Origin of the sequence: Pseudomonas sp. LFM046 (assembly GCF_000949385.2) — a bacterium.
Lineage (GTDB): Bacteria > Pseudomonadota > Gammaproteobacteria > Pseudomonadales > Pseudomonadaceae > Metapseudomonas.
The window spans coordinates 4,659,570-4,683,877 of sequence record NZ_JYKO02000001.1 but is presented as its reverse complement, the minus strand read 5'-3'; the positions used below and the strand labels follow the sequence as shown (position 1 = coordinate 4,683,877).

Here is a 24,308-nt window from a genome sequence, read left to right as displayed (position 1 = left end):
AGGGAGAGGGGTGACTTCTGGGGAGCGATCGGCGCGAGTTAGCGACCACCCATGATCGCGATGTAGTCCTGCGTCCAGCGGCTATACGGAACGTACTTGCCGCCCTCGGCCTGCGGGGTTTTCCAGAAGGCGATCTTGTCGAACTGGTCGAAGCCGTTGGTGGCGCAGCCCTCGGCGCCGAGCAGGGCGCTGGCCTTGCAGCCTTCCGGGGCGGCGGGCAGGGAGCCGAACCAGGCGGCGACGTCGCCCTGGACCTTGGGCTCCAGCGACCAGTTCATCCATTTGTAGGCGCAGCTCGGGTGCTTGGCGTCCACGTGCAGCATGGTGGTGTCGGCCCAGCCGGTGACGCCTTCTTTCGGCACCACGGTGGCAACCGGTTGGCCTTCGGCTTTCAGGGTGTTGGCCATGTAGCCCCAGGTGCTGGATGCGGCTACGCCTTCGTTCTTGAAGTCGCTCATCTGCACGGTCGCGTCGTGCCAGTAGCGGTGCACCAGGCTGTGCTGCTTGCGCAGGAGGTCCAGCACGGCGGCGTACTGCTCCTCGGTGAGCTGGTAGGGGTCCTGGATGCCCAGTTCCGGCTTGGCGGTCTTCAGGTAGAGCGCGGCGTCGGCGATGTAGATCGGGCCGTCGTAGGCCTGCACGCGGCCCTTGTTGGCCTTGCCGTCGGCCAGTTGCTGCGGCTCGAACACCGCGCTCCAGCTGTCCGGCGCCTTGGCGAAGGCCTTGGTGTTGTACATCAGCAGGTTCGGCCCCCACTGGTAGGGGGTGCCGTAGGACTTGCCGTCGACGGTGAACCAGGGGGCGTCCTTCAGGCGCGGGTCGAGGTTCTTCAGGTTGGGGATCAGGTCCGGGTTGATGGGCTGCACGCGCTTGCCGTAGATCAGGCGCAGGGAGGCGTCACCGGAAGCGGTCACCAGGTCGTAGCCGCCCTTGGCCATCAGGCTGACCATCTCGTCGGAGGTGGCGGCGGTCTTCACGTTCACCTTGCAGCCGGTGTCCTGCTCGAACTGGCTCACCCAGTCGTAGTTCTTGTCCGACTCGCCGCGCTCGATGTAGCCGGGCCAGGCGATGATGTCGAGCTGGCCTTCGCCGGCGCCAACCTGTTTCAGGGTTTCGGCGGCCTGCAGGCTGCCACTGGCAAGGATGGCGGTGGCCACTGCGCTGAGCAGGGCGGTTTTGCGTACGGACATGATGTTCCCTCTTTGTCGTTATTGGTCGGGGCAGTTGAAGCAGGTACAGCCGGCCCGGCGGGCCTCATCGTTTTCTTAGAAGTCGCTCCCGTGGCGCGCCATGATGTGGCGCACCACGCTGTAGTCCTGCAGCGAATCGCTGGACAGGTCCTTGCCGTAGCCGGAGCGCTTGAGCCCGCCGTGGGGCATCTCGCTGGCCAGCATGAAATGGGTGTTGATCCAGGTGCAGCCATATTGCAGCCGTGCGGCCACCTGCATGGCCTTGTCCAGGTTCTGCGTCCACACCGAAGAGGCCAGGCCGTACTCGGAGTCGTTGGCCCAGTCCACGGCTTGGGCCAGGTCGTCGAAGCGGGTGACGGTGACCACCGGGCCGAAGACCTCGCGCTGGACGATCTCGTCCTGCTGCTTGCAGCCGGCCAGCAGGGTGGGCTGGTAGTAGAAGCCCGCGCCGGAGTGCACGGCGGCGCCGGTGACCCGCTCGATATGGGGCTGGCCCAGGGCGCGTTCGACGAAGCTGGCCACGCGGTCGCGCTGGCGCGAGCTGATCAGCGGGCCTATTTCGTTGTCCTGGTCGCGCTTGCGGGCGAAGCGCAGGCTCGCCACGGCCTCGCCCAGCTCGGCGACCAGGCGATCGTGGATGCCGGCCTGGGCGTAGATGCGGCAGGCGGCGGTGCAGTCCTGCCCGGCGTTGTAGTAGCCGTGGGTGCGCACGCCCTGGACCACGGCGTCGAGGTCGGCGTCGTTGCAGACGATCACCGGCGCCTTGCCGCCCAGTTCCAGGTGGGTGCGCTTCAAGGTGCGGGCGGCGGTCTGGAGAATCTTCTGGCCGGTGACGATATCGCCGGTGAGCGACACCATGCGCACCTTCGGGTGGCCCACCAGTTGGCTGCCGACGCTATCGCCGCCGCCGCAGAGGATGTTGATCACGCCGGGCGGGAGGATGTCGGCCAGCGCCGGCGCCAGGGCCAGGATGGACAGCGGGGTGTGTTCCGAGGGCTTGAAGATCAGGGTATTGCCGGCGGCCAGCGCCGGGGCGATCTTCCAGGCCGCCATCATCAGCGGGTAGTTCCAGGGTGCGATGGAGGCCACCACGCCCACCGGGTCGCGGCGCACCAGGCTGGTGTGGCCGGGCACGTATTCGCCCGCCAGTTGGCCCTGTTGGCAGCGCACCGCGCCGGCGAAGAAACGGAACACATCGGCCGTGGCGGGGATGTCGTCCTGGCGCGCCAGGTGCAGTGGCTTGCCGCAGTTCAGGGCTTCCAGGCGGGAGAGTTGTTCAGCGCGCTTTTCGATGGCGTCGGCGATGGCCAGCAGGGCGGTGGAGCGTTGCGCGGGGGTGGTGCGGGACCAGCCGGTGAAGGCGCGATGGGCGGCGGTGACGGCGGTTTCCACCTGCTCGATGGAGGCTTCGGCGATGGCCGCCAGGGTCTCGCCGCTGGCGGGGTTGATGATCGGTTCGACCAGTCCTTCGCCGATGACGAGCTTGCCGTCGATCAGCAGTTCGGTGTGCAGGGTCGGGGTGCTGGTGGCGCCGGTCATCTTGCTGGCTCGTTTCTTCTCTTGTTGTTCTGTGGTCATCCCGGTGCTCCTTGGGAGGGCCCGGCATGGCTCTGCTTATGGGGATGAGAGCCTAGAGGCCGGAACTGAGGTCTACAAATTCGTAATTTTGAAAGCAGCGTTCGATTAAATCGAAAGCCTGCGGTTGTTCGGCTGTTCCCGCGCCACGGTGAGGAAGGGGTCGACCAGCGCCGGGCGCGCGGTGCCCCGGCGCCAGGCCAGGCCCACGTCCAGGGGCTCGCCCAGGTCCACCAGCGGGCGGGCTTCGATGATGTCGCCTTCCAGGGACCAGGGGCGGTAGGTCATGTCTGGCTGGATGGATAGCCCGAGACCCGCCGCCACCAGGCTTCGCACGGCTTCCACCGAGGCGGTGCGCAGGGTGACCTGGGGCGTCAGCCCGGCGCGGGACCAGATGCGCTGGGTGTGCAGGCCCATCTCATCGGCGTTGAGTTGGATCAGCGGCTCCCCGGCCACGTCCGCCAGGCTGATGCTGTCGCGCTCCAGCAGGGGGTGCTGCGCCGGCAGCCAGAGCCGGTGCGGCGAGTGCGTCAGCACTTCGGTCTGCAGGGCGTGGCGGTCTTCCAGGTTGGAGAGGATCAGCACGCCGACGTCGATTTCGCCGCTCACCAGCAGGTGCTCGATGTAGGGGCGTTCGTCCTCTACCACGCGGGTCTTCACATTGGGGTAGGCGCGCTGGAAACGGGTGATGAGGTCGGCCAGGTAGTAGCCGGCCACCAGGCTGGTCACGCCGATGGTGAGGCTGCCGGCCACCTGGTCGGTGCTCTGCTGCAGGCTGCGCTTGGCATTCTCCACCGTCGCCAGGATCAGGTGCGCCTGGCGCAGGAACTGGTGGCCCTGGTGGGTCAGGGACATGCCCTTGGCGTGGCGGTTGAACAGGCTGACACCGATCTCCTCTTCCAGTTGCTGGATGGCCAGGGTCAGGGTGGACTGGGAGATGAACACCGCCTGGGCGGCGGCGGAGATGGAGCCGGTCTCGGCCACGGCGATGAAATGGCGGATCTGGCGGAGGGTCATCATGGGCGGGTGGTGTCCCTTGATTATCGAAATCTGAACGTAGGTTTCGCTTTTTTAGAGGGTTACGCGTGATTCCGCCACCTTGCGGGTCCGCAGCGATACCTGTCATCCGACACGACCGCGTGGGTATCGCTCCGCTCCACCCACCCTACGAGGAAGTGCCCTTACCGCCTTCCTCGCCAAGCAGCAAGGCCCGCTCCCGCGCGCAGAGTTCCAGCAGGAAATCCCACACCACCCGCAGGCGCACCGAGCGGTGCAGTTCGCGGCGGGCGCTCATCCAGTATTCGCGTTCGATGCGTTCCTCCGGCAGCACCGGCACCAGCAGCGGATCGCGGCTGCCCATGAAGTGCGGGAGGATGGCCAGGCCGACGCCGGCCTGGGCCGCCTGCTGCTGGGCGACCACGCTGGTGCTGCGGAACACCACGTGGGGGTGGCGGCAGAAGCTGTGGTGGAACATCAGTTCCTGGCTGAACAGCAGGTCGTCGACGTAGCCGATCCATTGGTGCTTGCCCAGATCGTCGCGCTTGTTAAGCGGCGGCGCTTGTTCCAGATAGGACGGGCTGGCGTACAGGCTCAGGCGGTAGCGGGTCAGTGAGCGGGTGATCACCAGGTCGGCACCGGGGCGGTCGAGGGAGATGGCGATGTCCGCCTCGCGGTTGGTGATGCTGACGAAGCGCGGCACCGACACCAGTTCCACCTCCAGCCCCGGGTAGCGGCGCATCAGCTCGGCCAGGCGCGGGGCGAGGAACACGCTGCCCAGGCCTTCGGTGACGCCGATACGGATTCGGCCGAGTGGGGAAATGCCCTGGCTCATGTCCTCCTGGGCCAGCATGGCGGTGTTCTCCATGGCCTCGGCATGCTTGAGCAGGGCCTGGCCGGCCGGGGTCAGCTGATAGCCGTCGGTGTGCTGGACGAAGAGCTGCGTGCCGAGATCGCGCTCGATGTTCTCGATGTGCCGCGCCACCGTGGCGTGGGTGGTGTTGAGGCGCTTGGCGGCGGTCAGCAGGCGGCCGCTGCGGTGCAGTTCGAGAAAGTAACGCAGGTCATTCCAGTCGAACATGCAGGGAGCCTCGGGAATCGGTCGTTGTTAGAAAACGAACAATAGCTGATACGAAACGTTTGTTTTTTTATCGCGAACGAACGACTAGCCTCGAACCACTCGAAGTCGCCGCCGGCGCCCGCCGCCCCTGGTCAGGACGCCAAGGCCACGACAATAACGACAAGACGAGGCTCGCCATGTCCGCGGCAAGGGATACCTTCGACTACCTCATCGTCGGCGCCGGTCCCGCCGGTTGCCTGCTGGCCAACCGGCTTTCCGCCGACCCCGCCAACCAGGTGTTGCTGCTGGAAGCCGGCGGTCGCGACAACTACCCCTGGATCCACATCCCGGTCGGTTACCTCTACTGCATCGGCAACCCGCGCACCGACTGGTGCTTCGACACCGATGCCGTGCCCGGCCTCGACGGTCGCGCCCTCAAATACCCCCGCGGCAAAGTGCTGGGCGGCTGCTCCTCGATCAACGGCATGATCTACATGCGTGGCCAGGCCCGTGACTACGACCAGTGGGCGGCGGCCGGCAACCTCGGCTGGAGCTGGCAGGAACTGCTGCCGCTGTTCCGTGGTATGGAGGACCATTTCGCCGGCGCCAGCGCGCTGCACGGTGCTGGCGGCGAATGGCGGGTGGAGCGCCAGCGCCTGTCCTGGGCCTTGCTGGATTCATTCCGCGAGGCGGCGGCGCAGACCGGAATCGCCAGCGTCGAGGACTTCAACGGCGGCGACAACGAGGGCTGCGGCTACTTCCAGGTCAACCAGCGCGGTGGGGTGCGCTGGAATGCCTCCAAGGGGTTCCTCCGGGGCGTCCTGCAGCGGCCCAACCTCACCGTGCTGACCGGCGCCGAGGCGCAGCGGGTGCTCCTCGAACAGGGCCGGGCCAGGGCGCTGCTGGTGCGCGTGGACGGCCAGGTGCGGCGCTTCGAGGCGCGCCGCGAGATCGTCCTCAGTGCCGGCGCCATCGGCTCGCCCTGCCTGCTGCAGCGCTCCGGCATCGGTTCGCGGGCCTTGCTGGAACGTCTGGGGATAGGCGTCGCCCATGAGTTGCCCGGGGTGGGCGGCAACCTGCAGGATCACCTGCAATTGCGCCTGATCTACAAGGTCAGCGGGGTGCCGACGCTGAACCAGATCGCCGGCAGCCTCTGGGGCAAGCTGGGCATGGGCCTGCGCTATCTGTTCGACCGTAGTGGACCCTTGTCCATGGCGCCGAGCCAGCTGGGGGCCTTCGCCCGTTCCGACCCGCAGCAGCCCTCGGCCAACCTCGAATACCACGTGCAGCCGCTGTCCCTTGACCGCTTCGGCGAGCCGCTGCACGCCTTCCCGGCCTTCACCGCCTCGGTCTGCGACCTGCGCCCGCACAGCCGCGGCACGGTGCAGATCCGCTCGGCCGACCCGGGCCTGGCGCCGTCGATCCAGCCCAACTACCTGGGCGACCCGCGCGACCTCAAGGTGGCGGCGGACGCCATCCGCCTGACCCGGCGCATCGTCGCCCAGCCGGCGCTGGCGCCTTTCCAGCCGGAGGAATACAAGCCCGGCCCGGACTATCGCAGCGAGGAAGACCTGCACCGCGCCGCCGCCGCCATCGGCACCACCATCTTCCACCCCGCCGGCACGTGCCGGATGGGCCAGGATCGCGAGTCGGTGGTGGACGCCGAGCTGAGGGTGCACGGCATTCCCGGCCTGCGCATCGCCGACGCTTCGATCATGCCCAGCCTGACCTCCGGCAACACCTGCTCGCCGGTGCTGGTGATCGCCGAGAAGGCCGCGCAGATGATGCTGGCCGACCAGAAGCGGCAGGCGCGTCCCCAGGAACTGGGTACGGCGGTTGGCAAAGCGGAGGAAAAGATCGGGGCTTGAGCGAGGGACCTTCGCCCGCCCGGAACATCCAGCATCGCGCGGCGCCTTGCGTCGTGGTGGTCGAGGCTGATCAGCAGAGGCATCCACAACAACAAGAGCCCTCACGAGGGGCAGGAGAGCCGCAATGACCGAGTACGCAACGTCCACCTATGCCGTGCCCGCCACCACGCCCAGGGAAGAGCGCAAGGTGATCTTCGCCTCCTCCCTGGGCACCGTGTTCGAGTGGTACGACTTCTTCCTCTACGGCGCCCTGGCTGCGGTGATCAGCAAGCAGTTCTTCGCCGGGGTGAACGAGACCACGGCCTTCATCTTCGCCCTCATGGCCTTCGCCGCCGGCTTCCTGGTGCGGCCCTTCGGCGCCCTGGTGTTCGGCCGCCTGGGGGACATGATCGGGCGCAAGTACACCTTTCTCGTCACCATCCTGCTGATGGGCCTGTCCACCTTCGCCGTGGGCCTGCTGCCCACCTACGCGTCCATCGGCGTTGCCGCGCCGATCATCCTGGTCTGCCTGCGCATGCTTCAGGGCCTGGCCCTGGGCGGCGAGTATGGCGGGGCGGCGATCTACGTCGCCGAGCACGCGCCGGCCAACAAGCGCGGCGGCTACACCAGCTGGATCCAGTCCACCGCCACCCTCGGCCTGCTTCTGTCGCTGCTGGTGATCCTGGCCTGCCGGCAACTGACCGGCGACGAATTCGAGACCTGGGGCTGGCGCCTGCCGTTCCTGCTGTCCATCGTGCTGCTGGGCATCTCCACCTGGATTCGCCTGTCCATGCACGAGTCGCCGGCTTTCCTGAAGATGAAGGCCGAGGGCAAGTGCAGCAAAGCGCCGTTGCGCGAGTCGTTCACCAACTGGAGCAACCTCAAGGTGGTGCTCACCGCGCTGTTCAGCATCAACGCCGGCCAGGCCGTGACCTTCTACACCGCGCAGTTCTACGTGCTGTTCTTCCTCACGCAGGTGCTCAAGGTGGACGCCAGCACCGCCAACGGCCTGCTGATCGCCGCCCTGGTGCTCGGCGCGCCGTTCTTCCTGGTGGCCGGCTGGCTGTCGGATCGCATCGGCCGCAAGCCGGTGCTGCTGGCCGGCCTGCTGCTGGCCACGCTCTGCTACTTCCCGCTATTCAAGGCGCTGACCCACTACGCCAACCCGGCCATCGACCAGGCCAGCCGGCAGGCGCCCATCAGCGTGATTGCCGACCCGGCCACCTGCACCTTCCAGTTCGATCCGGTGGGCAAGGCGAAATTCGACAGTCCCTGCGACAAGGCCAAGACCTTCCTGGTCAAGAGCGGCCTGCCGTACTCCAGCGTCGCGGCGCCGGCCGGCAGCGAGGTGCTGGTGAAGATCGGCGAGACCGAGATTCGCGGCTTCGACGCCGCAGCGATGGGCGAGGCGGTGAAGGCGGCGGGTTATCCACAGCAGGCCGATAGCGGGCAGATCGACAAGCCGATGGTGATCGCCATCCTCTTCGCCCTGGTGCTGATCTCCACCCTTTGCTACGGCCCGCTGGCCGCGCTGATGGTGGAGCTGTTCCCTACCCGCATCCGCTATACCTCGCTGTCCCTGCCGTACCACATCGGCAACGGCTGGTTCGGCGGTTTCCTGCCCACGGTGTCCTTCGCCCTGGTGGTGTACACCGGCGACATCTTCTATGGCCTCTGGTACCCGGTGCTGATCACCGGGGGCAGCCTGGTTTGCGCCTTGTTCTTCCTGCGCGAGACCCGCCACGTGGATATCCACCAATAGGACGATCACCCGTAGTCGTAGGGTGGATCACGCTTCATCGGTCCACCCTTCGAGGCCCTGCGTACATCCACGGGCAGCGAGGCATTTCTGTAGGAGCGAATTCATTCGCGATTGAAAGCGCCCTCTACAACGAGTCCGGGGCGCACGTTGTGCCGTTAGGGGAACCGGTGCGAGCTTCCCCACTGGGTCCCCCTGGCTGTTCCTTTTCCTGCAAATCGGCCACTTTCTGCCAAACTCCCCAATGGTTTCGTGCCGCCGACATTCTGGCGACGAAATTCCATGCTTTGCGGCGATTGCGAGTCGTCGAGCTTGTCTCTAGAGTCGCCGCCATCGGCCGCGGGCCGCTTTGAAACCGGGCATTGGTAACTGGGGAAGAATGTGAAGAACTGGACTGTTCGCTTGCGTATCCAGGCGAGTTTCGCGGTGATCATCGCCATCATGCTGTTGATGGCCGGCATGTCCTACGTGCAGCTGAGGAACATCGAGCGCGAAGGGGTTCTGGTACTCAGCGACTCCGTGCCCGGTATGCACTTCATCAGCAAGATCCGCAGCTCCTGGACCGACAACCTCCTGCGCACCCAGGCCATGCTGGACGATGGCCAGGCTTCGGCCGTCGGCTCCATCTACCATTCCGGCCGCAAGGAACTGGATGAGAGCAATGCCCAGCTGGAGGAGCTGATCAAGGACTACGAGGGCACGATCACCCAAGTCGAGGACAACAAGCAGTTCGAGATTTTCAAGGGCGTGCGCAAGGAATACGTGGACCGCCAGAAGGAACTGCTGGCCCAGCTCCAGGAAGGGCACCACGGTGCGGCCGAAGCCACCTTCGAAGGGCCTCTGGTTGAACAGTGGGGTCAAGGGCGCCAGATGCTCAACGACCTGATCGAGAGCAACCGCGCCTCGGGTGAGGAGTCGGTGAACGAGATCGTCGGCTCGGTGCGCAATTCCGAGCGCAGCATGCTCTTCGCCCTGGTGCTGGCGGTGGCTGCCGCGGCCGTTTGCGGCCTGCTTCTGTTGCGTGCCATCACCCGCCCGGTTGGCGGCATCGTCGAGACCCTGAAGGTCATGGGCAGTGGCGACTTGTCCACACGGCTGGACCTCCAGCGCCGGGACGAATTCAACGCCATCGAGACCGGCTTCAACAGCATGGCCGAGGAGCTCAAGGCGTTGGTGGCCCAGGCCCAGCGCTCGGCGGTGCAGGTGACCACCTCGGTCACCGAGATCGCCGCCACCTCCCGCCAGCAGCAGGCCACCGCCACCGAGACCGCCGCCACCACCACGGAGATCGGCGCCACTTCGCGGGAGATCGCCGCCACCTCGCGGGACCTGGTGCGCACCATGGCCGAGGTGTCCGGCACCGCCGAGCAGACCTCCGTCCTCGCCGGCTCCGGCCAGTTGGGCCTGGCTCGCATGGAGGACACCATGCACCAGGTGATGGGGGCCGCCGAGCTGGTGAACGCGAAGCTGGCGATCCTCAACGAGAAGGCCGGCAACATCAATCAGGTGGTCACCACCATCGTGAAGGTGGCCGACCAGACCAACCTGCTGTCCCTCAATGCCGCCATCGAGGCGGAAAAGGCTGGCGAGTACGGCCGTGGCTTCGCCGTGGTCGCCACGGAAGTGCGCCGCCTGGCCGACCAGACCGCCGTGGCCACCTACGACATCGAGCAGATGGTGCGCGAGATCCAGTCGGCGGTGTCCGCCGGGGTCATGGGCATGGACAAGTTCTCCGAGGAAGTGCGCCGCGGCATCGGTGAAGTGGGGCAGGTGGGCGAGCAGCTGTCGCAGATCATCCAGCAGGTACAGGCCCTGGCGCCGCGGGTGCAAATGGTCAATGAGGGCATGCAGGCCCAGGCCACCGGCGCCGAACAGATCAACCAGGCCCTGGTCCAGCTGGGCGAGGCCACCGGGCAGACCGTGGAATCCCTGCGTCAGGCCAGCTCCGCCATCGATGAACTGAACCTGGTAGCCAACGGCCTGCGCACCGGCGTCAGCCGCTTCAAGGTCTGAGCCGGCACCATGTGCTCGAGCCGAACCCGTATGCCGGCCCGAACCGCCAGGGGCAGGCTGTACCTGCAATTCCGCATGGGCGGTGACCGCTACGCGCTGGATGTCCAGGACGTGGTGGAAGTGCTGCCGCTGCAACGCTTGAAACAGGTGCCGGAGGCCCCAGGCTGGGTCGCCGGGGTCTTCTCCCATCGCGGCGCGCTGGTGCCGGTGCTGGACCTGGCCGTGCTCGCCTTTGGGCAGCCCGCCCAGGTGCGCACCAGTACCCGTCTGGTGCTGGTGCACTATCCGCTGGCGGATGAATCGCGCTGGCTGGGGCTGATCCTCGAACAGGCCACCGACACCCTGCGCTGCAGTCCGGAGGCGTTCCGCGACTACGGACTGGAGCAGGGCGGGGCGCGCTACCTGGGGCCTGTGTATCAGGCGGCGGATGGGCTGGTGCAGCTCATCCGCGTTGTCGATCTGCTGCCCAATGACGTGCGCGCGCTGCTGTTTCCGGCCACGGAGGGCGCGGCATGATCGAGCGCGTCGAGACACTGCTTAAAAACCTCATCGGCCTGGAAGCCGAGTCCATCGGCCGGGTGGTGGTCGAGCGCGCTGTACGCCAGCGCATGACCGCCGCCGGCTGCCGTGACGAAGAGGCCTACTGGACCACCCTCAGCGCTTCGCCAATCGAACAGCAGGCGCTGGTGGAAGCCGTGGTTGTGCCCGAGACCTGGTTCTTCCGTTATCCCGAATCCTTCGCCGCGCTCGGGCGTCTGGCTTTCGAGCGGCTGCCGGCGCTGGCCGGCGGGCGCCAGTTGCGCATCCTCAGCCTGCCCTGTTCCACCGGGGAGGAACCCTTTTCCATTGTCATGGCGCTGCTGGACGCCGGCCTGGCGCCCGGGTTGTTCCAGGTAGATGCGGTGGATGTCAGCGAGCGGGTGCTGGAGCGGGCGCGCCAGGGGCTCTACGGGCGCAACTCGTTCCGTGGCGAAGAACTGGCCTTTCGCGACCGTTATTTCATCCCCTCGGGCGAGGGGTACGCCCTGGCCCGGCAGGTGGCGTCCAAGGTGCGTTTCCTGCGTGGCAACCTGCTGGACCCCGGCCTGCTGGCGGGGGAGGCGCCCTACGACTTCGTCTTCTGTCGCAACCTGTTGATCTATTTCGACCGACCGACCCAGCGGATCGTGCTGGACATACTCAAACGCCTGATGCAGAAGGACGGCGCCATGTTCATCGGCCCGGCGGAAGCCAGCCTGCTCAGCCAGCACGGCATGCAGGCGCTGGCTTATCCACAGGCATTCGTGTTCCGCCATGCGCCACCCCCGGCCGCTGCCAAGCCGGTCCAGGTTCCGGTTCCTGTGCCGGTGACCGCCAGCGCCCCGCGAGCGGCAGCCCCGGTCCGCCAGCGTCAACCGCTGCCCAGGCCGGAACAGCCGAAAGCGGCGGTCGAAGGCACGGACCGCGAGGCCGCCCTGGCGGAGATCGCCAGCCTGGCCAACAGCGGCCGCAGCAACGAAGCGCAGGTGGCCTGCGAGGCTCTGCTCATCCGCCAGGGGCCGTCAGCGGATGTCTTCTATTGGCTTGGCCTGCTCAGCGATGTGGCGGGCAAGACCGACGAGGCCCAGGACTATTACCGCAAGGCCCTGTACCTGCAGCCGCAGCATGCCGAGGCGCTGGCCCACCTGGCGGCGCTGCTGGCCGCCCGGGGTGATCGAGCCGGCGCCCAGCGTCTGCAACAGCGCGCCAGCCGGGGAGTGAACAACCATGGCCGATAACCGCCTGCCGTTGATCGCTGACGACCAACTGCCCGCCGTGGACGACTGCTGGAACCGTATCGGTGTCCATGGTGACAAGTCCTGCGAACGCCTGGCCGCCCACGTCCATTGCCGCAACTGCGAGGTGCATGCGGCGGCGGCCACCCTGTTGCTGGACCGTTATGCCCTGGTGCGCGATGACGTCACCGACGTCCAGGAGGACCTGTCCGGGAATGACGGCCGCGAATGCCGGTCCACCCTGGTCTTCCGCCTGGGCGAAGAGTGGCTGGGCCTGGCCACCCGCAGCCTGGTGGAAGTGGCAGCCACGACTCCGATTCATTCCCTGCCGCACCAGCGCTCCCTCGCCCTGCTGGGGGTGACCAACGTGCGCGGCGCGCTGGTCGCCTGCCTGTCCCTGACCGAGCTGCTTGGGCTGGAGCGGGGCGGTGAGGTTTCCGGTGAACGCCGCGTGGTGCCGCGGATGGTGATTCTCGCCAGCCAGGGCGGCCCCCTGGTGGCGCCCGTGGATGAAGTGGACGGCATCCATGGGATTCCCCTGGACGCGGTAGTGGACCCCGGCCGTGCGCCTGACCTGGCCGCGCGCCAGTTCGCCTCGGGCGTGGTGCAGTGGCGTGGGCGCAGCATCACGCTGCTGGACGAAAGCCTGTTGATTCAGGCCATGGCAAGGAGCCTGGCATGACCCCGGACCAGATGCGTGACGCGTCACTGCTGGAGCTGTTCCGCCTGGAAGCCGAGGCCCAGACCCAGGTGCTCAATGCCGGCCTGCTGGTGCTGGAGCGCAACCCGACCCAGGCCGACCAGCTGGAGGCCTGCATGCGCGCGGCCCATTCCCTGAAGGGGGCGGCGCGCATCGTCGACCTGGAAGCGGGCGTGCGGGTCGCCCACGTGATGGAGGACCTGCTGGAAGCCGCTCGCCAAGGCCGCGTGCTCCTGCAACCCGACAACATCGATGCGCTGCTGCAGGGCTCTGACCTGCTGCTGCGCGTCGGCAGCGATGGGAACTGGGCGGACAACGACGGGCGCGAGGCCATCGAGGCGCTGATCGCTCGCCTGCAGGGTGGCCCCGCCGCCGTCCCGCCGCCGGTGTTGGCACCGCAATCCAGTGTGCCGGTGGCGCCGACTGCACCGGTCGCCGAGCCGCCCAGGCACGAGCCGGTGCCCCGGGAGCCGGAAGCCAGCCCCGGGGAAAACGGCGCCGAGGCCCGCGACCGGGTGCTGCGAGTCAGCGCCGAACGCCTGGACCACTTGCTGGATATCTCCAGCAAGTCCTTGGTGGAGTTCCAGCGCATCAAGCCCCTGAACGCCGCCCTGCACCGCCTCAAGCGCGTCCAGGCCAGCGCCAGCCGCGCCCTGGACGTGGCACGCGAGTCGGTGCTGGACGGCTCGCTCGATCCGCAGGCCCAGGCGATGCTGGGCGAGGCCCGGCAACTGCTTGGCGAGTGCCAGCAGATGCTCGCCGGCTACATGGCGGACTTCGACGAATTCGGCTGGCAGGGCGGCCAGCGCGCCCAGTTGCTCTATGACGCTGCCCTGGCCTCGCGCATGCGGCCCTTTGCCGATGTGCTGGCGGGCCAGGCGCGGATGGTCCGTGATCTCGGTCGCTCCCTTGGCAAGCCGGTACGGCTGGATGTGAGCGGCGAAAACACCCAGGTGGACCGCGACGTGCTGGAGCGCCTGGAGGCGCCCCTGACCCACCTGCTGCGCAATGCGGTGGACCACGGCATCGAAAGCCCCCAGGTGCGACAGCGCCTGGGCAAGCCGGAGGAGGGCGTGATCCGCCTGCACGTCCGCCATCATGCGGGGATGCTGCTGCTGGAGCTGGCCGACGACGGTGCCGGCGTTGATCTGGAGCGCCTGCGCGATGCCGTGGTGGCGCGTGGGTTCGCGGGCCCCGATACCGCGCAGCGGATGACCGAGGACGAGCTGTTGGCTTTCCTCTTCCTGCCCGGCTTCAGCATGCGCGACAAGGTCACCGAGGTGTCCGGGCGCGGTGTCGGACTGGACGCGGTGCAGCACATGATGCGCCAGCTGCGTGGCGGCGTACGCATGGAACAGCGCTGCGGCCAGGGCGCCACCTTCCATCTCGAAGTGCCGCTGACCCTGTCGGTGGTGCGCAGCCTGGTGGTGGAGGTGGGTGGCGAGGCCTATGCCTTCCCCCTGGCCCATATCGAGCGCATGACCCGTGTGCAGCACGAGGACATCGTCCAGCTCGAAGGGCGCCAGCACTTCTGGCACGAAGGACGGCACGTGGGCCTGGTTTCCGCCAGCCAGCTCCTGCAGTGCGCCGAGGGCAAGCGCGATGAAACCGGCATCCCGGTGGTGCTGATCAGCGAACGCGATACCAGCTACGGCGTGGCCGTGGAGCGCTTCATCGGTGAGCGCACCCTGGTGGTGATGCCCCTGGACCCGCGCCTGGGCAAGGTCCAGGACCTGTCTGCCGGGGCGCTGCTGGACGATGGCCGGCCGGTGCTGATCCTTGATGTCGAAGACTTGCTGAGGTCCGTCGGCAAACTGCTGGGCAGTGGCCGCCTGGAACGGGTGGACCGCAGCAGCCGGCAAGGCGCCGGTGCCCAGCGCAAGCGCGTGCTGGTGGTGGACGACTCCCTCACCGTGCGCGAACTGGAGCGCAAGCTGCTGACCAGTCGCGGCTATGAGGTCGCGGTGGCGGTGGACGGCATGGATGGCTGGAACGCCTTGCGCTCCGAGCAATTCGATCTGCTTATCACCGATATCGACATGCCGCGCATGGACGGCATCGAGCTGGTCACCCTGGTGCGTCGCGACAACCGCCTGCAGTCCCTGCCGGTGATGGTGGTCTCCTACAAGGATCGTGAAGAGGACCGTCGGCGCGGCCTGGATGCTGGCGCGGACTATTATCTGGCGAAGGCCAGTTTCCACGACGAGGCGTTGCTGGATGCGGTGGTCATGCTGATCGGGGAGTCGCAAGGATGAGGATAGGGATAGTCAACGACATGCCGCTGGCGGTGGAGGCGCTGCGCCGGGCCCTGGCCCTGGAGCCGGCCCACCGGATCGCCTGGGTGGCGGGCAATGGCGCCGAGGCGGTCGAGGCTTGCCAGCGGGATGTCCCGGATGTGGTGCTGATGGACCTGGTGATGCCGGTGATGGATGGCGTCGAGGCCACCCGCCAGATCATGGCCCGCTGCCCCTGCGCCATCCTGATCGTCACCGTGGACATCGAACAGAATGTGCACCGGGTATTCGAGGCCATGGGCCACGGCGCCCTGGACGCGGTGAACACCCCTTCCCTCGGCAGCGGCCAGGCCCAGGACGCCGCCTTGCTGCTGCGCAAGATCCAGAACATCGGCTGGCTGATAGGCCAGCACGACAACCGTGGACGCGGCGCCGCCGAGCCGGAAACACGACGCAGCAGCGGCCAGCACATCGTGGCCATCGGTGCTTCCGCCGGCGGGCCGGCCTCGCTGGCGCAGTTGCTCAGTCAGTTGCCAGCGAACTTCCCCGCCGCCGTGGTGCTGGTGCAACACGTGGACGAGGTGTTTGCCGCCGGCATGGCCGACTGGCTGGCCAGTGAATCCCAACTGCCGGTGCGCCTGGCCCGTGAAGGCGAGCGGCCGCAGCCGGGAACGGTGCTCCTTGCCGGCACCAACAATCACCTGCGGCTGTTGCCGAGTGGCGAATTGGCGTATACCGCCGAGCCCATCAGCCATGTATACCGACCCTCGATCGATGTCTTTTTCGATAGCCTCGTGGCGCACTGGAAGGGCGACGCCATCGGGGTGTTGCTCACCGGCATGGGGCGGGACGGCGCCGAGGGACTCAAGCACATGCGGGACCGTGGTTTCCTGACCATTGCCCAGGACCGGGCCAGCTGTGCCGTGTATGGCATGCCCAAGGCCGCCGCCGCCATTGGCGCGGCGGTGGAAATACTCGCCCTGGAGCGTATCGCGTCCAGATTGGTCGAAGCATTTGGATGAAATTCACCTCAGGTCCAAGGACCCGGAGAGCGTTATGCAATACCCCTATCGCAGCCCAGTGGACATGACTCAGGTGGAGCCTTCCGCCATGGTCCTGTTGGTGGATGACCAGGCCATGATCGGTGAAACGGTGCGTCGCGCACTGGTGGCCGAGCCGGGCATCGACTTCCATTTCTGCGCCGACCCCATGGAGGCTGTCGCGGTCGCCCTGCAGATCAAGCCCACGGTCATCCTCCAGGACCTGGTGATGCCCGGCGTCGACGGTCTCAGCTTGCTGGCCGAGTACCGCTCCGTGCCCGCCCTGCGGGACGTGCCGATCATCGTGCTGTCGACCAAGGAAGAGCCCACGATCAAGAGCGCGGCCTTCGCCGCCGGGGCCAACGACTATCTGGTCAAGCTGCCGGACGCCATCGAGCTGGTGGCGCGTGTTCGCTACCACTCGCGTTCCTACACTGCCTTGCTGCAGCGGGACGAGGCTTACCGTGCCCTGCGGGAAAGCCAGCAGCAGCTGCTGGAAACCAACCTGGTGCTGCAGCGTCTGATGAACTCCGACGGCCTGACCGGCCTGTCCAACCGCCGCCATTTCGACGAATACATGGACATGGAATGGCGCCGCGCCCTGCGCGAACAGAGCGAACTGTCGATGCTGATGATCGACGTGGACCACTTCAAGGGCTTCAACGACAGCTTCGGCCATGTCGCCGGGGATGACGCCCTGCGCCGGGTAGCCGAAGCCATTCGTTCCTCGTGCAGCCGTTCCACCGACCTCGCCGCACGCTATGGCGGCGAAGAGTTCGCCATGGTGTTGCCGGGCACTGCCGCCGGCGGCGCGCGACTGCTGGCGGAAAAGGTGCGGCGCTCGGTGGAAGCCCTGGGAATTCCCCACGACTTGCCGGCGCCGGGTTCGGTGCTGAGCGTCAGCATCGGCGTCGCCACCCTCACGCCGAAGGTGGGCCAGGCGTCCCTGGTGCTGGTGGACATGGCCGACCAGGGGCTCTATCAGGCCAAGAACAACGGCCGCAATCAGGTGGCCATGGTGGTGGCCGACCCTCGCGCCTGAGCGTCGGCCCGGGCGCTGCTGCGGGCTGGAACGATCAGGTTGGAGAGGGACCGGCGGTGCGCGCCCGTGCGTCGCCGGATCGCAGCAAATCACGGCTGGCATGCTGCCGGCATCGGATGAGTCGGGTATACTCGCGGGCTTTTCCGAAAGTTTTGCCAGCGAGCGCTTCCAGCCATGGAAATCAACCCGATCCTGAACAGCATCAAGGACCTCTCCGATCGCACCCTGTCTATTCGGGGGTATCTTTGACTACGATCAGAAGCATGATCGTCTCGTCGAAGTAAACCGCGAACTCGAAGACTCCAACGTCTGGAACAACCCGGAGTACGCCCAGAACCTCGGCCGCGAACGCGCGCAGCTGGCGCAGATCGTCGAGACGCTGGACGAACTCACCGGCGGTCTGGCCGACTCCCGTGACCTGCTGGACATGGCGGTCGAGGAAAACGACGAAGGCGCCGTGAACGATGTCGCCGCCGAAGTCGAACGCCTGCGCGAAATCCTCGAGAAGCTGGAATTCCGCCGCATGTTCAGCGGTGAGATGGACATGAACAACGCCTACCTGGACATCCAGGCCGGCTCCGGCGGCACCGAGGCCCAGGACTGGGCCAACATGCTGCTGCGCATGTACCTGCGCTGGGCCGACAAGCGCGGCTTCGACGCCACCATCATCGAACTGTCCGAAGGCGAAGTCGCCGGCATCAAGGGCGCCACTGTCCATGTGAAGGGCGAGTACGCCTTCGGCTGGCTGCGCACCGAGATCGGCGTGCATCGCCTGGTGCGCAAGAGCCCCTTCGACTCGGGCAACCGTCGCCACACCTCGTTTACCGCGGTATTCGCCTCGCCGGAAATCGATGACAACATCGAGATCGAGATCAACCCGGCCGACCTGCGCATCGACACCTACCGCTCCTCCGGCGCGGGCGGTCAGCACGTGAACACCACCGACTCCGCGGTGCGTATCACCCATGTGCCGACCAACACCGTGGTGGCGTGCCAGAACGAACGCTCCCAGCACGCCAACAAGGACACCGCCATGAAGATGCTGCGGGCCAAGTTGTACGAGCAGGAGATGCAGAAACGCACCGCCGCCTCGCAGGCGCTGGAAGACACCAAGTCCGACATCGGCTGGGGTCACCAGATCCGCTCCTACGTCCTCGACCAGTCGCGGATCAAGGACCTGCGTACCGGCGTCGAGCGCAGTGACTGCGACAAGGTGCTGGACGGCGATCTGGACGAATACCTCGAAGCCAGCCTCAAGCAGGGTCTGTGACCCTGCCACCCCCTCTCCCCCGGGAGAGGGGCAGGGCGTGAGGGAAGCCTCACCCCCGGAATCGCCCCTGACGGGGCTCGATCAGCGAATCAGACAGAATGCCCGCAGCGCATTCGCGGAATGGAAAGAAACGGCCATGAGCGACCAACAACTCGACCAGCACGAACTGCAACAGGAAGAAAACAAGCTGATCGCCCAGCGCAAGGAAAAGCTTGCCGCCGTGCGTGAGCAGGGCAATGCCTTCCCCAATGACTTCCGCCGCGAGAACTACTGCGCAGACCTGCAGAAGCAGTACGAAGCCGCGACCAAGGAAGAGCTGGAAGCCGCAGCCATTCCGGTCAAGGTTGCCGGTCGCATCATGCTCAACCGTGGCGCCTTCATGGTGATCCAGGACATGAGCGGCCGCATCCAGGTCTACGTCAACCGCAAGACCCTGTCTGCCGAGACCCTGGAATCCGTCAAGCACTACGACCTGGGCGACATCATTGCCGCCGAGGGCACCCTGGCCCGTTCCGGCAAGGGCGACCTGTACGTCGAGATGACCAATGTCCGCCTGCTGACCAAGTCCCTGCGCCCGCTGCCGGACAAGCACCACGGCCTGACCGACACCGAGCAGCGCTACCGCCAGCGCTACGTCGACCTGATCGTCAACGAGGAAACCCGCCACACCTTCCGTGTGCGCACCCAGGTCATTGCCCACATCCGCAAGTTCCTGGCCGATCGCGACTTCCTCGAAGTGGAAACGCCGATGCTGCAGACCATCCCCGGTGGCGCCGCGGCCAAACCCTTCCAGACCCACCACAACGCCCTGGACATGGCCATGTTCCTGCGCATCGCGCCGGAGTTGTACCTCAAGCGCCTGGTGGTCGGTGGCTTCGAGAAGGTCTTCGAGATCAACCGCAACTTCCGTAACGAAGGCGTTTCGACCCGGCACAACCCCGAGTTCACCATGCTCGAGTTCTACCAGGCCTACGCCGACTACGAAGACAACATGGACCTGACCGAGGAGCTGTTCCGCGAACTGGCTCAAATGGTCCTGGGCACTACCGACGTGCCGTACGGCGACAAGCTGTTCCACTTCGGCGAGCCCTTCGCGCGCCTGTCGGTGTTCGACTCCATCCTCAAGTACAACCCGGACATCACCGAAGCCGACCTCAAGGACATCGACAAGGCCCGTGAGATCGCCAAGAAGGCCGGCGCCAAAGTGCTCGGCTTCGAAGGCCTGGGCAAGCTGCAGGTGATGATTTTCGAGGAGCTGGTGGAGCACAAGCTGGAACAGCCGACCTTCATCACCAAGTACCCCTTCGAAGTCTCGCCGCTGGCCCGCCGCAACGACGAAGACCCGAGCGTCACCGACCGTTTCGAGCTGTTCATTGGCGGCCGCGAAATCGCCAACGCCTACTCCGAGCTCAATGACGCCGAAGACCAGGCCGAGCGCTTCATGCAGCAGGTCAAGGACAAGGACGCCGGCGACGACGAGGCCATGCACTTCGACGCCGACTTCGTCCGCGCCCTGGAGTACGGCATGCCCCCGACCGCCGGCGAAGGCATCGGTATCGATCGTCTTGTGATGTTGCTCACCAATTCGCCGTCTATTCGTGACGTCATCCTCTTCCCGCACATGCGGCCCGAGGTTTGACGCAGGAGTGAGAAGAAACCGCCCTCGGGCGGTTTTTTCTTGGCCGCCGCCCGGTGACGGAACCATTCGAGCATGCGGCCAGTCCTGAAAATTGCTCTTCATGGCCGACAGAGCGTCTTTCTTGCCAGGTCCTGCATTGAATAGCCGGATAAATGGTCAACACTTTCACCTTGAGTGAGTTCGGAGGGTTACCTGTCTTGAACCAGTCGTCCCGCAGTGACAGTGCCGCCCGCGTGGCCAGCGCGGTTGCCGAAAGCGTGAAGTACCAGGGCCGCAAGGCCAGCCGCCAGGGCAGCGAACAGCGCCGCCAGGCGATCCTCGATGCCGCCATGCGCATCATCATCCGCGACGGCGTGCGCGCCGTGCGCCACCGCGCGGTGGCCGCCGAAGCCGAAGTGCCGCTATCGGCCACTACCTACTATTTCAAGGACATCAACGACCTCATCACCGACACCTTCGCCCAGTTCGTGGAGCGCAGTTCGGCGGTGATGGCGGCCTTCTGGGCCAGCGTGGAAGACGACCTGCAGGCCATGGCGGCCGTTCTCAGCCGCGATGGCACCTCGCGCCGGGAAATGACCGACCAGATCGTCGAGCTGGCCATCCAGTACGTGCGCAGCCAACTGCTGGAGAATCGCGACCAGCTCCTGGCCGAACACGCCTTCCGCCAGGAGGCGCTATTAAATTCAAGTCTTCGTAATCTTGCTGACGCACATCGCAAGATACTCTCGCAGGGCGCGGAGCATTTCTTCCAGGTATTGGGTTCGGCCGAGCCGGGCGAGGACGCCAAGGTGTTGACGGCCGTTATTCTGCGGATGGAATATCAGGGCCTTCTCGACGGGGTGGAAAACCTCGACATCGACGAGATGCGAGCCGTCCTGAAACGCTACCTGTACCTGGTCATGGGATTGTAAGCGCGTCGATCGAACCCCGCCGTGGCGGGGTTTTTCTTTATCACAAGGAGAGCGAGATGAACGTCTGGCGTGCCGTGGTTGCCCTGTCTTTTCTGTTGTTGGGCGGCTGCCTGGTCACCTTCAAGGATCCGATTCCGGCGAATGAGCCGGCACCCATGCCCCTTCTCGGGGACTGGACCCGCAAAGACGAGTGGGGCGAGCGACAGTATCTGGAGATCAGTCGCGCCGGCTCCAACCTGTACAAGGCACGCAGCTTCGAAGGCGGCAAGGACAACCTGGAAGGCATGCAGGAGTTCGGCTTCACCGTCGCCCACCATGGCCGCCGCTGGTACCTGTCTGCCGGCGTACCGAAGAGGCTCGGTAACCATTTCGCCATCGCCGGTTTCGAGCTGACCACCGACAACGAACTGGTGGTCTACAACCTGGACATCGAACGCATCGAACAGGAAATGCAGAACGGCAAGTTCAGGGGACAGATGGTGGATACGCCGGAAGGCGACGGCGTGCTCATCACCAGCCCGCTGGACGTCGTGTTCGCCTGGCTGGATGACCCGGCCAACTCCGACGTCTTCGTCGAAGTGGCGCGCTACCAGCGCTCTGTCGAGGAGTAAGTCGTCGATGACCCGCCGTAAGCTGCCCGACGACTACCAGAAGACCATTCGCGCGCTGTCCGACCGTATCGTCCAGGCGCAGACGCCGATCCGCGTGCTGGACGCCGTGAAGTGGGACGACAGCGTTCGCCAGGGCTTTCTCAAGCACAAGGGCAAGGTCATGCCCCCGGTGGACCGTGCCTATTACGAGAGCCGCCCGCTGGCCTTCGACGCGGCGGAGAAGAAGCTGGAATTCCAGAACATCGAGCGCGACATCACTCGCCACCTGGGCCAGTTCAACCCGGTGGGCCAGATCATGCGCCGCATGTGCAAGGAATACCGCATGGTGATCCGCATGCTGGAAGCGCGCGGCACTTCGGACTTCGGCCTGATCTCCCAGGAGCTCTACGGCGCGGCCTCCGACGCCTTCCACGCCGGCGACCCGACCCTGGCCGACCTCGGCCTGATGCTTTCCGACTACCTGAACAACATCGCCCATCGCGGCGACCTCAAGGACGAACCCAAGACCCTCACCGCCAAGGACGCCGTGGAGCTGCTGCAGGGCCGCCTGGGGGCGGTGTTCGGGGATGACACCATTCGCGTGATCGAGTCCGACGGCATCGTCGCCGACGCCGCCGCCGGCGCCGACTACATCAAGATCCGCGCCGATGCCCTGTTCAACGAGCGTGACGTGCGCGCCCTGGAAGTCCACGAGGGCCTGGTGCACGTGGGCACCACCCTGAACGGCCAGAACCAGCCGATCTGCACCTTCCTCTCCAAGGGCCCGCCGTCCTCCACCGTGACCCAGGAAGGCCTGGCGATCCTGATGGAGGTGATCGCCTTCGCCTCCTATCCGACCCGCTTGCGCAGGCTGACCAACCGCACCCGTGCCATCCATATGGCGGAGGAGGGGGCGGACTTCCTCGAGGTCTATCACTTCTATCGCGAGCAGGGTTACAGCATGGAGGAGAGCTACGGCAGTGCCAGCCGCGCCTTCCGTGGCTCGTTGCCGAGCGGGCTGCCCTTCACCAAGGACCTGTCCTACCTGAAGGGTTTCATCCTGATCTACAACTACATCCAACTCGCCGTGCGCAAGGGCAAGCTGGAACAGATCCCGCTGCTGTTCTGCGGCAAGACCACCCTGGAAGACACCCGCACCCTGCGCCAGCTGGTGGATGAAGGGCTGGTGGTGCCGCCCAAGTACCTGCCGCCGCAGTTCCGCGACCTCAACGCGCTGTCGGCATGGATGTGCTTCTCCAACTTCCTCAACCACCTGAGCCTGGAGCGCATCGAGGCGGATTACGCCAATATCCTTTGATGCCCGGTAGGGCGCCCCTTTGGGGGCGCCTGGCGAATGATTTCGCCCTGCATGCCGGCACACACCCTGTAGGGGCGAATTCATTCGCCATCCAGCCCGCAGGGCTGGCCAGTGATGTTCCAGGAAGGAAATGCACATGCCCGGTTCCCGCTTCCTGCTGGTCCTCTTCGTACTCCTGCTGCAAGGCTGCAGCTCGCTGCTGTTCTACCCAGACAAGCACGTACCCTTCACGCCGGAGCGGGCCAAGCTGGAGTACCGCGACATCCAGCTCACCGCCGCCGATGGCACCCGCCTGCACGCCTGGTGGCTGCCGGCCAAACCGGGGGTCGAGGTGAAGGGCACGGTGCTGCACCTGCACGGCAATGGCGGCAATGTGGCGTCCCATCTGGGCGGAAGCTGGTGGCTGCCGGCCCAGGGTTACCAGGTGCTGCTGCTGGATTACCGGGGCTACGGTCGCTCGGAGGGATCTCCCAGCCTGCCGGAGCTGTACCAGGACATCGACGCCGCCTTCGCCTGGCTGGACCTGGCGCCGGAGGTCAAAGGCAAGCCGGTGGTGGTGCTGGGCCAGAGCATTGGCGGTGCCCTGGCGGTGCACTATCTCGCCGAACACCCCGAGCGGCGCGCCGGCTTGAAGGCCCTGGTGCTCGATGGTGTGCCCGCCAGTTATCGTGACGTGGCGCAGTACAGCCTCTCCAACGCCTGGATAACCTGGCCGCTGCAGGTGCCGCTGTCCTGGCTGGTGCCGGATGGCGACAGCGCCATCCGCGCCATCGGTGAACTGAAAGGCCTGCCCAAGCTGATCTATCACAGCATCGACGATCCGGTGGTGCCCCTTTCCAACGGCGTTCGCTTGTATCAAGCTGCGCCCCCGCCGCGGGCGTTCCAGCCGGTCCGTGGCGGCCACGTGCAGACCTTCGCCGACAAGACCTGGCGCAAGGTGATGCTGCTTTACCTCGAAGACCCGACCGGATATGTCGGGCTGCGTCGGCTGGCAGAAGTCCCGGATACAGAGAGTCCCCAATGAGTGAACGCAACCCCCTTCCGCTGATCCTCACCGGCATTGGCACCATCGTCGGCACCGTGGCCGTGCTCTGGTATTACGGCTACCTGCACTTCGCCAAGCCCGAGGATGCCCTGCTGCTGAACGACTTCACCATGCTCAAGACCATCCCCGGCCAGGACTACAAGGTGTCCCTGGACCCGGCGCCCCAGGTGGCCCAGTGCATCGACGGCGTGCTGGTGCTGTTCGATATGCAGCAGAAGGGCCTGACCGGCGTGCTGGTGAACAACAAGAAGCAGGCCGTGCGTTGCATGGGTCAGGAGACCCCGCAGGAAACCCGCTGACGGGCTAGCCTCCGGTAAGGAGGTAT

The 24,308-nt window shown here is 66.0% G+C and carries 20 protein-coding genes; 16 read left to right on the top strand and 4 right to left on the bottom strand.

Annotation, left to right across the window (positions count from 1 at the left end; genetic code table 11):
* Positions 1 to 38: 38 nt before the first annotated feature.
* From ydcS to TQ98_RS21485, 4 genes are all read right to left on the bottom strand, one after another.
* A complete protein-coding gene (ydcS, locus tag TQ98_RS21500) occupies positions 39 to 1,190 on the bottom strand; it encodes a putative ABC transporter substrate-binding protein YdcS (RefSeq protein ID WP_044873707.1) in 1,152 nt (383 codons plus the stop codon).
* Between the two features lie 75 nt (positions 1,191 to 1,265).
* Positions 1,266 to 2,768 carry a gamma-aminobutyraldehyde dehydrogenase gene (locus tag TQ98_RS21495; RefSeq protein WP_044873708.1) on the bottom strand — a complete coding sequence of 501 codons (1,503 nt, stop codon included), beginning with the start codon at positions 2,766 to 2,768 and terminating at the stop codon, positions 1,266 to 1,268.
* Positions 2,769 to 2,873: 105 nt separating this feature from the next.
* Positions 2,874 to 3,785, bottom strand: coding sequence for a LysR family transcriptional regulator (locus tag TQ98_RS21490; RefSeq protein WP_044873709.1), 912 nt, complete (start codon positions 3,783 to 3,785; stop codon positions 2,874 to 2,876).
* A gap of 145 nt (positions 3,786 to 3,930) precedes the next feature.
* Positions 3,931 to 4,842 (bottom strand): LysR family transcriptional regulator, encoded by a 912-nt coding sequence (locus TQ98_RS21485; protein ID WP_044873710.1) that lies wholly within the window; start codon positions 4,840 to 4,842, stop codon positions 3,931 to 3,933.
* 176 nt (positions 4,843 to 5,018) lie between these two features.
* Between TQ98_RS21485 and TQ98_RS21480 the strand changes: the two genes are divergently transcribed.
* The 16 genes from TQ98_RS21480 (at position 5,019) to TQ98_RS21405 (ending at position 24,282) form a co-directional block, all read left to right on the top strand.
* Entirely contained in the window at positions 5,019 to 6,689 is a 1,671-nt protein-coding gene (locus TQ98_RS21480; RefSeq protein ID WP_044873711.1) for a GMC family oxidoreductase, read from the top strand.
* 124 nt (positions 6,690 to 6,813) lie between these two features.
* The gene (locus TQ98_RS21475; protein ID WP_044873712.1) at positions 6,814 to 8,430 is read left to right on the top strand and encodes an MFS transporter; all 1,617 of its coding nucleotides are present in this window, start codon (positions 6,814 to 6,816) and stop codon (positions 8,428 to 8,430) included.
* A gap of 378 nt (positions 8,431 to 8,808) precedes the next feature.
* Complete coding sequence (locus TQ98_RS21470) at positions 8,809 to 10,440, top strand: methyl-accepting chemotaxis protein (RefSeq protein WP_044873713.1); 1,632 nt, start codon at positions 8,809 to 8,811, stop codon at positions 10,438 to 10,440.
* 30 nt (positions 10,441 to 10,470) lie between these two features.
* Positions 10,471 to 10,956, top strand: a complete 486-nt coding sequence (locus TQ98_RS21465) for a chemotaxis protein CheW (protein WP_242443169.1) — start codon at positions 10,471 to 10,473, stop codon at positions 10,954 to 10,956.
* Entirely contained in the window at positions 10,953 to 12,197 is a 1,245-nt protein-coding gene (locus TQ98_RS21460; RefSeq protein WP_044873715.1) for a CheR family methyltransferase, read from the top strand. The genes TQ98_RS21465 and TQ98_RS21460 overlap by 4 nt, the downstream gene beginning before the upstream one ends.
* Positions 12,187 to 12,876 (top strand): chemotaxis protein CheW, encoded by a 690-nt coding sequence (locus TQ98_RS21455; protein WP_044873716.1) that lies wholly within the window; start codon positions 12,187 to 12,189, stop codon positions 12,874 to 12,876. Before TQ98_RS21460 ends, TQ98_RS21455 begins: the two co-directional genes overlap by 11 nt.
* Positions 12,873 to 15,149, top strand: coding sequence for a hybrid sensor histidine kinase/response regulator (locus TQ98_RS21450; protein WP_044873717.1), 2,277 nt, complete (start codon positions 12,873 to 12,875; stop codon positions 15,147 to 15,149). Before TQ98_RS21455 ends, TQ98_RS21450 begins: the two co-directional genes overlap by 4 nt.
* Positions 15,146 to 16,150 carry a chemotaxis response regulator protein-glutamate methylesterase gene (locus TQ98_RS21445; RefSeq protein ID WP_044873718.1) on the top strand — a complete coding sequence of 335 codons (1,005 nt, stop codon included), beginning with the start codon at positions 15,146 to 15,148 and terminating at the stop codon, positions 16,148 to 16,150. The genes TQ98_RS21450 and TQ98_RS21445 overlap by 4 nt, the downstream gene beginning before the upstream one ends.
* Before the next feature lie 34 nt (positions 16,151 to 16,184).
* On the top strand, positions 16,185 to 17,210 hold the full coding sequence (locus tag TQ98_RS21440) for a PleD family two-component system response regulator (protein WP_044873719.1): 1,026 nt from the start codon (positions 16,185 to 16,187) through the stop codon (positions 17,208 to 17,210).
* 174 nt (positions 17,211 to 17,384) lie between these two features.
* Positions 17,385 to 18,480 (top strand): peptide chain release factor 2 gene (prfB, locus tag TQ98_RS21435; protein ID WP_103103040.1). Its coding sequence is split into 2 segments (ribosomal slippage): positions 17,385 to 17,456 and positions 17,458 to 18,480, totalling 1,095 coding nucleotides; the frame shifts between segments, so codons are not numbered across the junction.
* A gap of 136 nt (positions 18,481 to 18,616) precedes the next feature.
* On the top strand, positions 18,617 to 20,119 hold the full coding sequence (lysS, locus tag TQ98_RS21430) for a lysine--tRNA ligase (protein WP_044873721.1): 1,503 nt from the start codon (positions 18,617 to 18,619) through the stop codon (positions 20,117 to 20,119).
* A 197-nt stretch (positions 20,120 to 20,316) separates the two neighbouring features.
* The gene (locus TQ98_RS21425; RefSeq protein WP_044873722.1) at positions 20,317 to 21,030 is read left to right on the top strand and encodes a TetR family transcriptional regulator; all 714 of its coding nucleotides are present in this window, start codon (positions 20,317 to 20,319) and stop codon (positions 21,028 to 21,030) included.
* A 56-nt stretch (positions 21,031 to 21,086) separates the two neighbouring features.
* The gene (locus TQ98_RS21420; protein WP_044873723.1) at positions 21,087 to 21,641 is read left to right on the top strand and encodes a hypothetical protein; all 555 of its coding nucleotides are present in this window, start codon (positions 21,087 to 21,089) and stop codon (positions 21,639 to 21,641) included.
* Positions 21,642 to 21,648: 7 nt separating this feature from the next.
* The gene (locus TQ98_RS21415; RefSeq protein WP_044873724.1) at positions 21,649 to 22,938 is read left to right on the top strand and encodes a flavohemoglobin expression-modulating QEGLA motif protein; all 1,290 of its coding nucleotides are present in this window, start codon (positions 21,649 to 21,651) and stop codon (positions 22,936 to 22,938) included.
* A gap of 130 nt (positions 22,939 to 23,068) precedes the next feature.
* Complete coding sequence (locus tag TQ98_RS21410) at positions 23,069 to 23,962, top strand: alpha/beta hydrolase (protein ID WP_082073265.1); 894 nt, start codon at positions 23,069 to 23,071, stop codon at positions 23,960 to 23,962.
* Entirely contained in the window at positions 23,959 to 24,282 is a 324-nt protein-coding gene (locus TQ98_RS21405) for a hypothetical protein (RefSeq protein WP_044873726.1), read from the top strand. Before TQ98_RS21410 ends, TQ98_RS21405 begins: the two co-directional genes overlap by 4 nt.
* The last annotated feature ends 26 nt before the right edge of the window (positions 24,283 to 24,308 follow it).

Coding starts and splice junctions, on each gene's coding strand:
- ydcS (WP_044873707.1), bottom strand. CDS start 1,190: ATGTCCGTACGCAAAACCGCCCTGCTCAGCGCAGTGGCCACCGCCATC.
- TQ98_RS21495 (WP_044873708.1), bottom strand. CDS start 2,768: ATGACCACAGAACAACAAGAGAAGAAACGAGCCAGCAAGATGACCGGC.
- TQ98_RS21490 (WP_044873709.1), bottom strand. CDS start 3,785: ATGATGACCCTCCGCCAGATCCGCCATTTCATCGCCGTGGCCGAGACC.
- TQ98_RS21485 (WP_044873710.1), bottom strand. CDS start 4,842: ATGTTCGACTGGAATGACCTGCGTTACTTTCTCGAACTGCACCGCAGC.
- TQ98_RS21480 (WP_044873711.1), top strand. CDS start 5,019: ATGTCCGCGGCAAGGGATACCTTCGACTACCTCATCGTCGGCGCCGGT.
- TQ98_RS21475 (WP_044873712.1), top strand. CDS start 6,814: ATGACCGAGTACGCAACGTCCACCTATGCCGTGCCCGCCACCACGCCC.
- TQ98_RS21465 (WP_242443169.1), top strand. CDS start 10,471: ATGCCGGCCCGAACCGCCAGGGGCAGGCTGTACCTGCAATTCCGCATG.
- TQ98_RS21460 (WP_044873715.1), top strand. CDS start 10,953: ATGATCGAGCGCGTCGAGACACTGCTTAAAAACCTCATCGGCCTGGAA.
- TQ98_RS21455 (WP_044873716.1), top strand. CDS start 12,187: ATGGCCGATAACCGCCTGCCGTTGATCGCTGACGACCAACTGCCCGCC.
- TQ98_RS21450 (WP_044873717.1), top strand. CDS start 12,873: ATGACCCCGGACCAGATGCGTGACGCGTCACTGCTGGAGCTGTTCCGC.
- TQ98_RS21445 (WP_044873718.1), top strand. CDS start 15,146: ATGAGGATAGGGATAGTCAACGACATGCCGCTGGCGGTGGAGGCGCTG.
- TQ98_RS21440 (WP_044873719.1), top strand. CDS start 16,185: ATGCAATACCCCTATCGCAGCCCAGTGGACATGACTCAGGTGGAGCCT.
- lysS (WP_044873721.1), top strand. CDS start 18,617: ATGAGCGACCAACAACTCGACCAGCACGAACTGCAACAGGAAGAAAAC.
- TQ98_RS21420 (WP_044873723.1), top strand. CDS start 21,087: ATGAACGTCTGGCGTGCCGTGGTTGCCCTGTCTTTTCTGTTGTTGGGC.
- TQ98_RS21415 (WP_044873724.1), top strand. CDS start 21,649: ATGACCCGCCGTAAGCTGCCCGACGACTACCAGAAGACCATTCGCGCG.
- TQ98_RS21410 (WP_082073265.1), top strand. CDS start 23,069: ATGCACATGCCCGGTTCCCGCTTCCTGCTGGTCCTCTTCGTACTCCTG.
- TQ98_RS21405 (WP_044873726.1), top strand. CDS start 23,959: ATGAGTGAACGCAACCCCCTTCCGCTGATCCTCACCGGCATTGGCACC.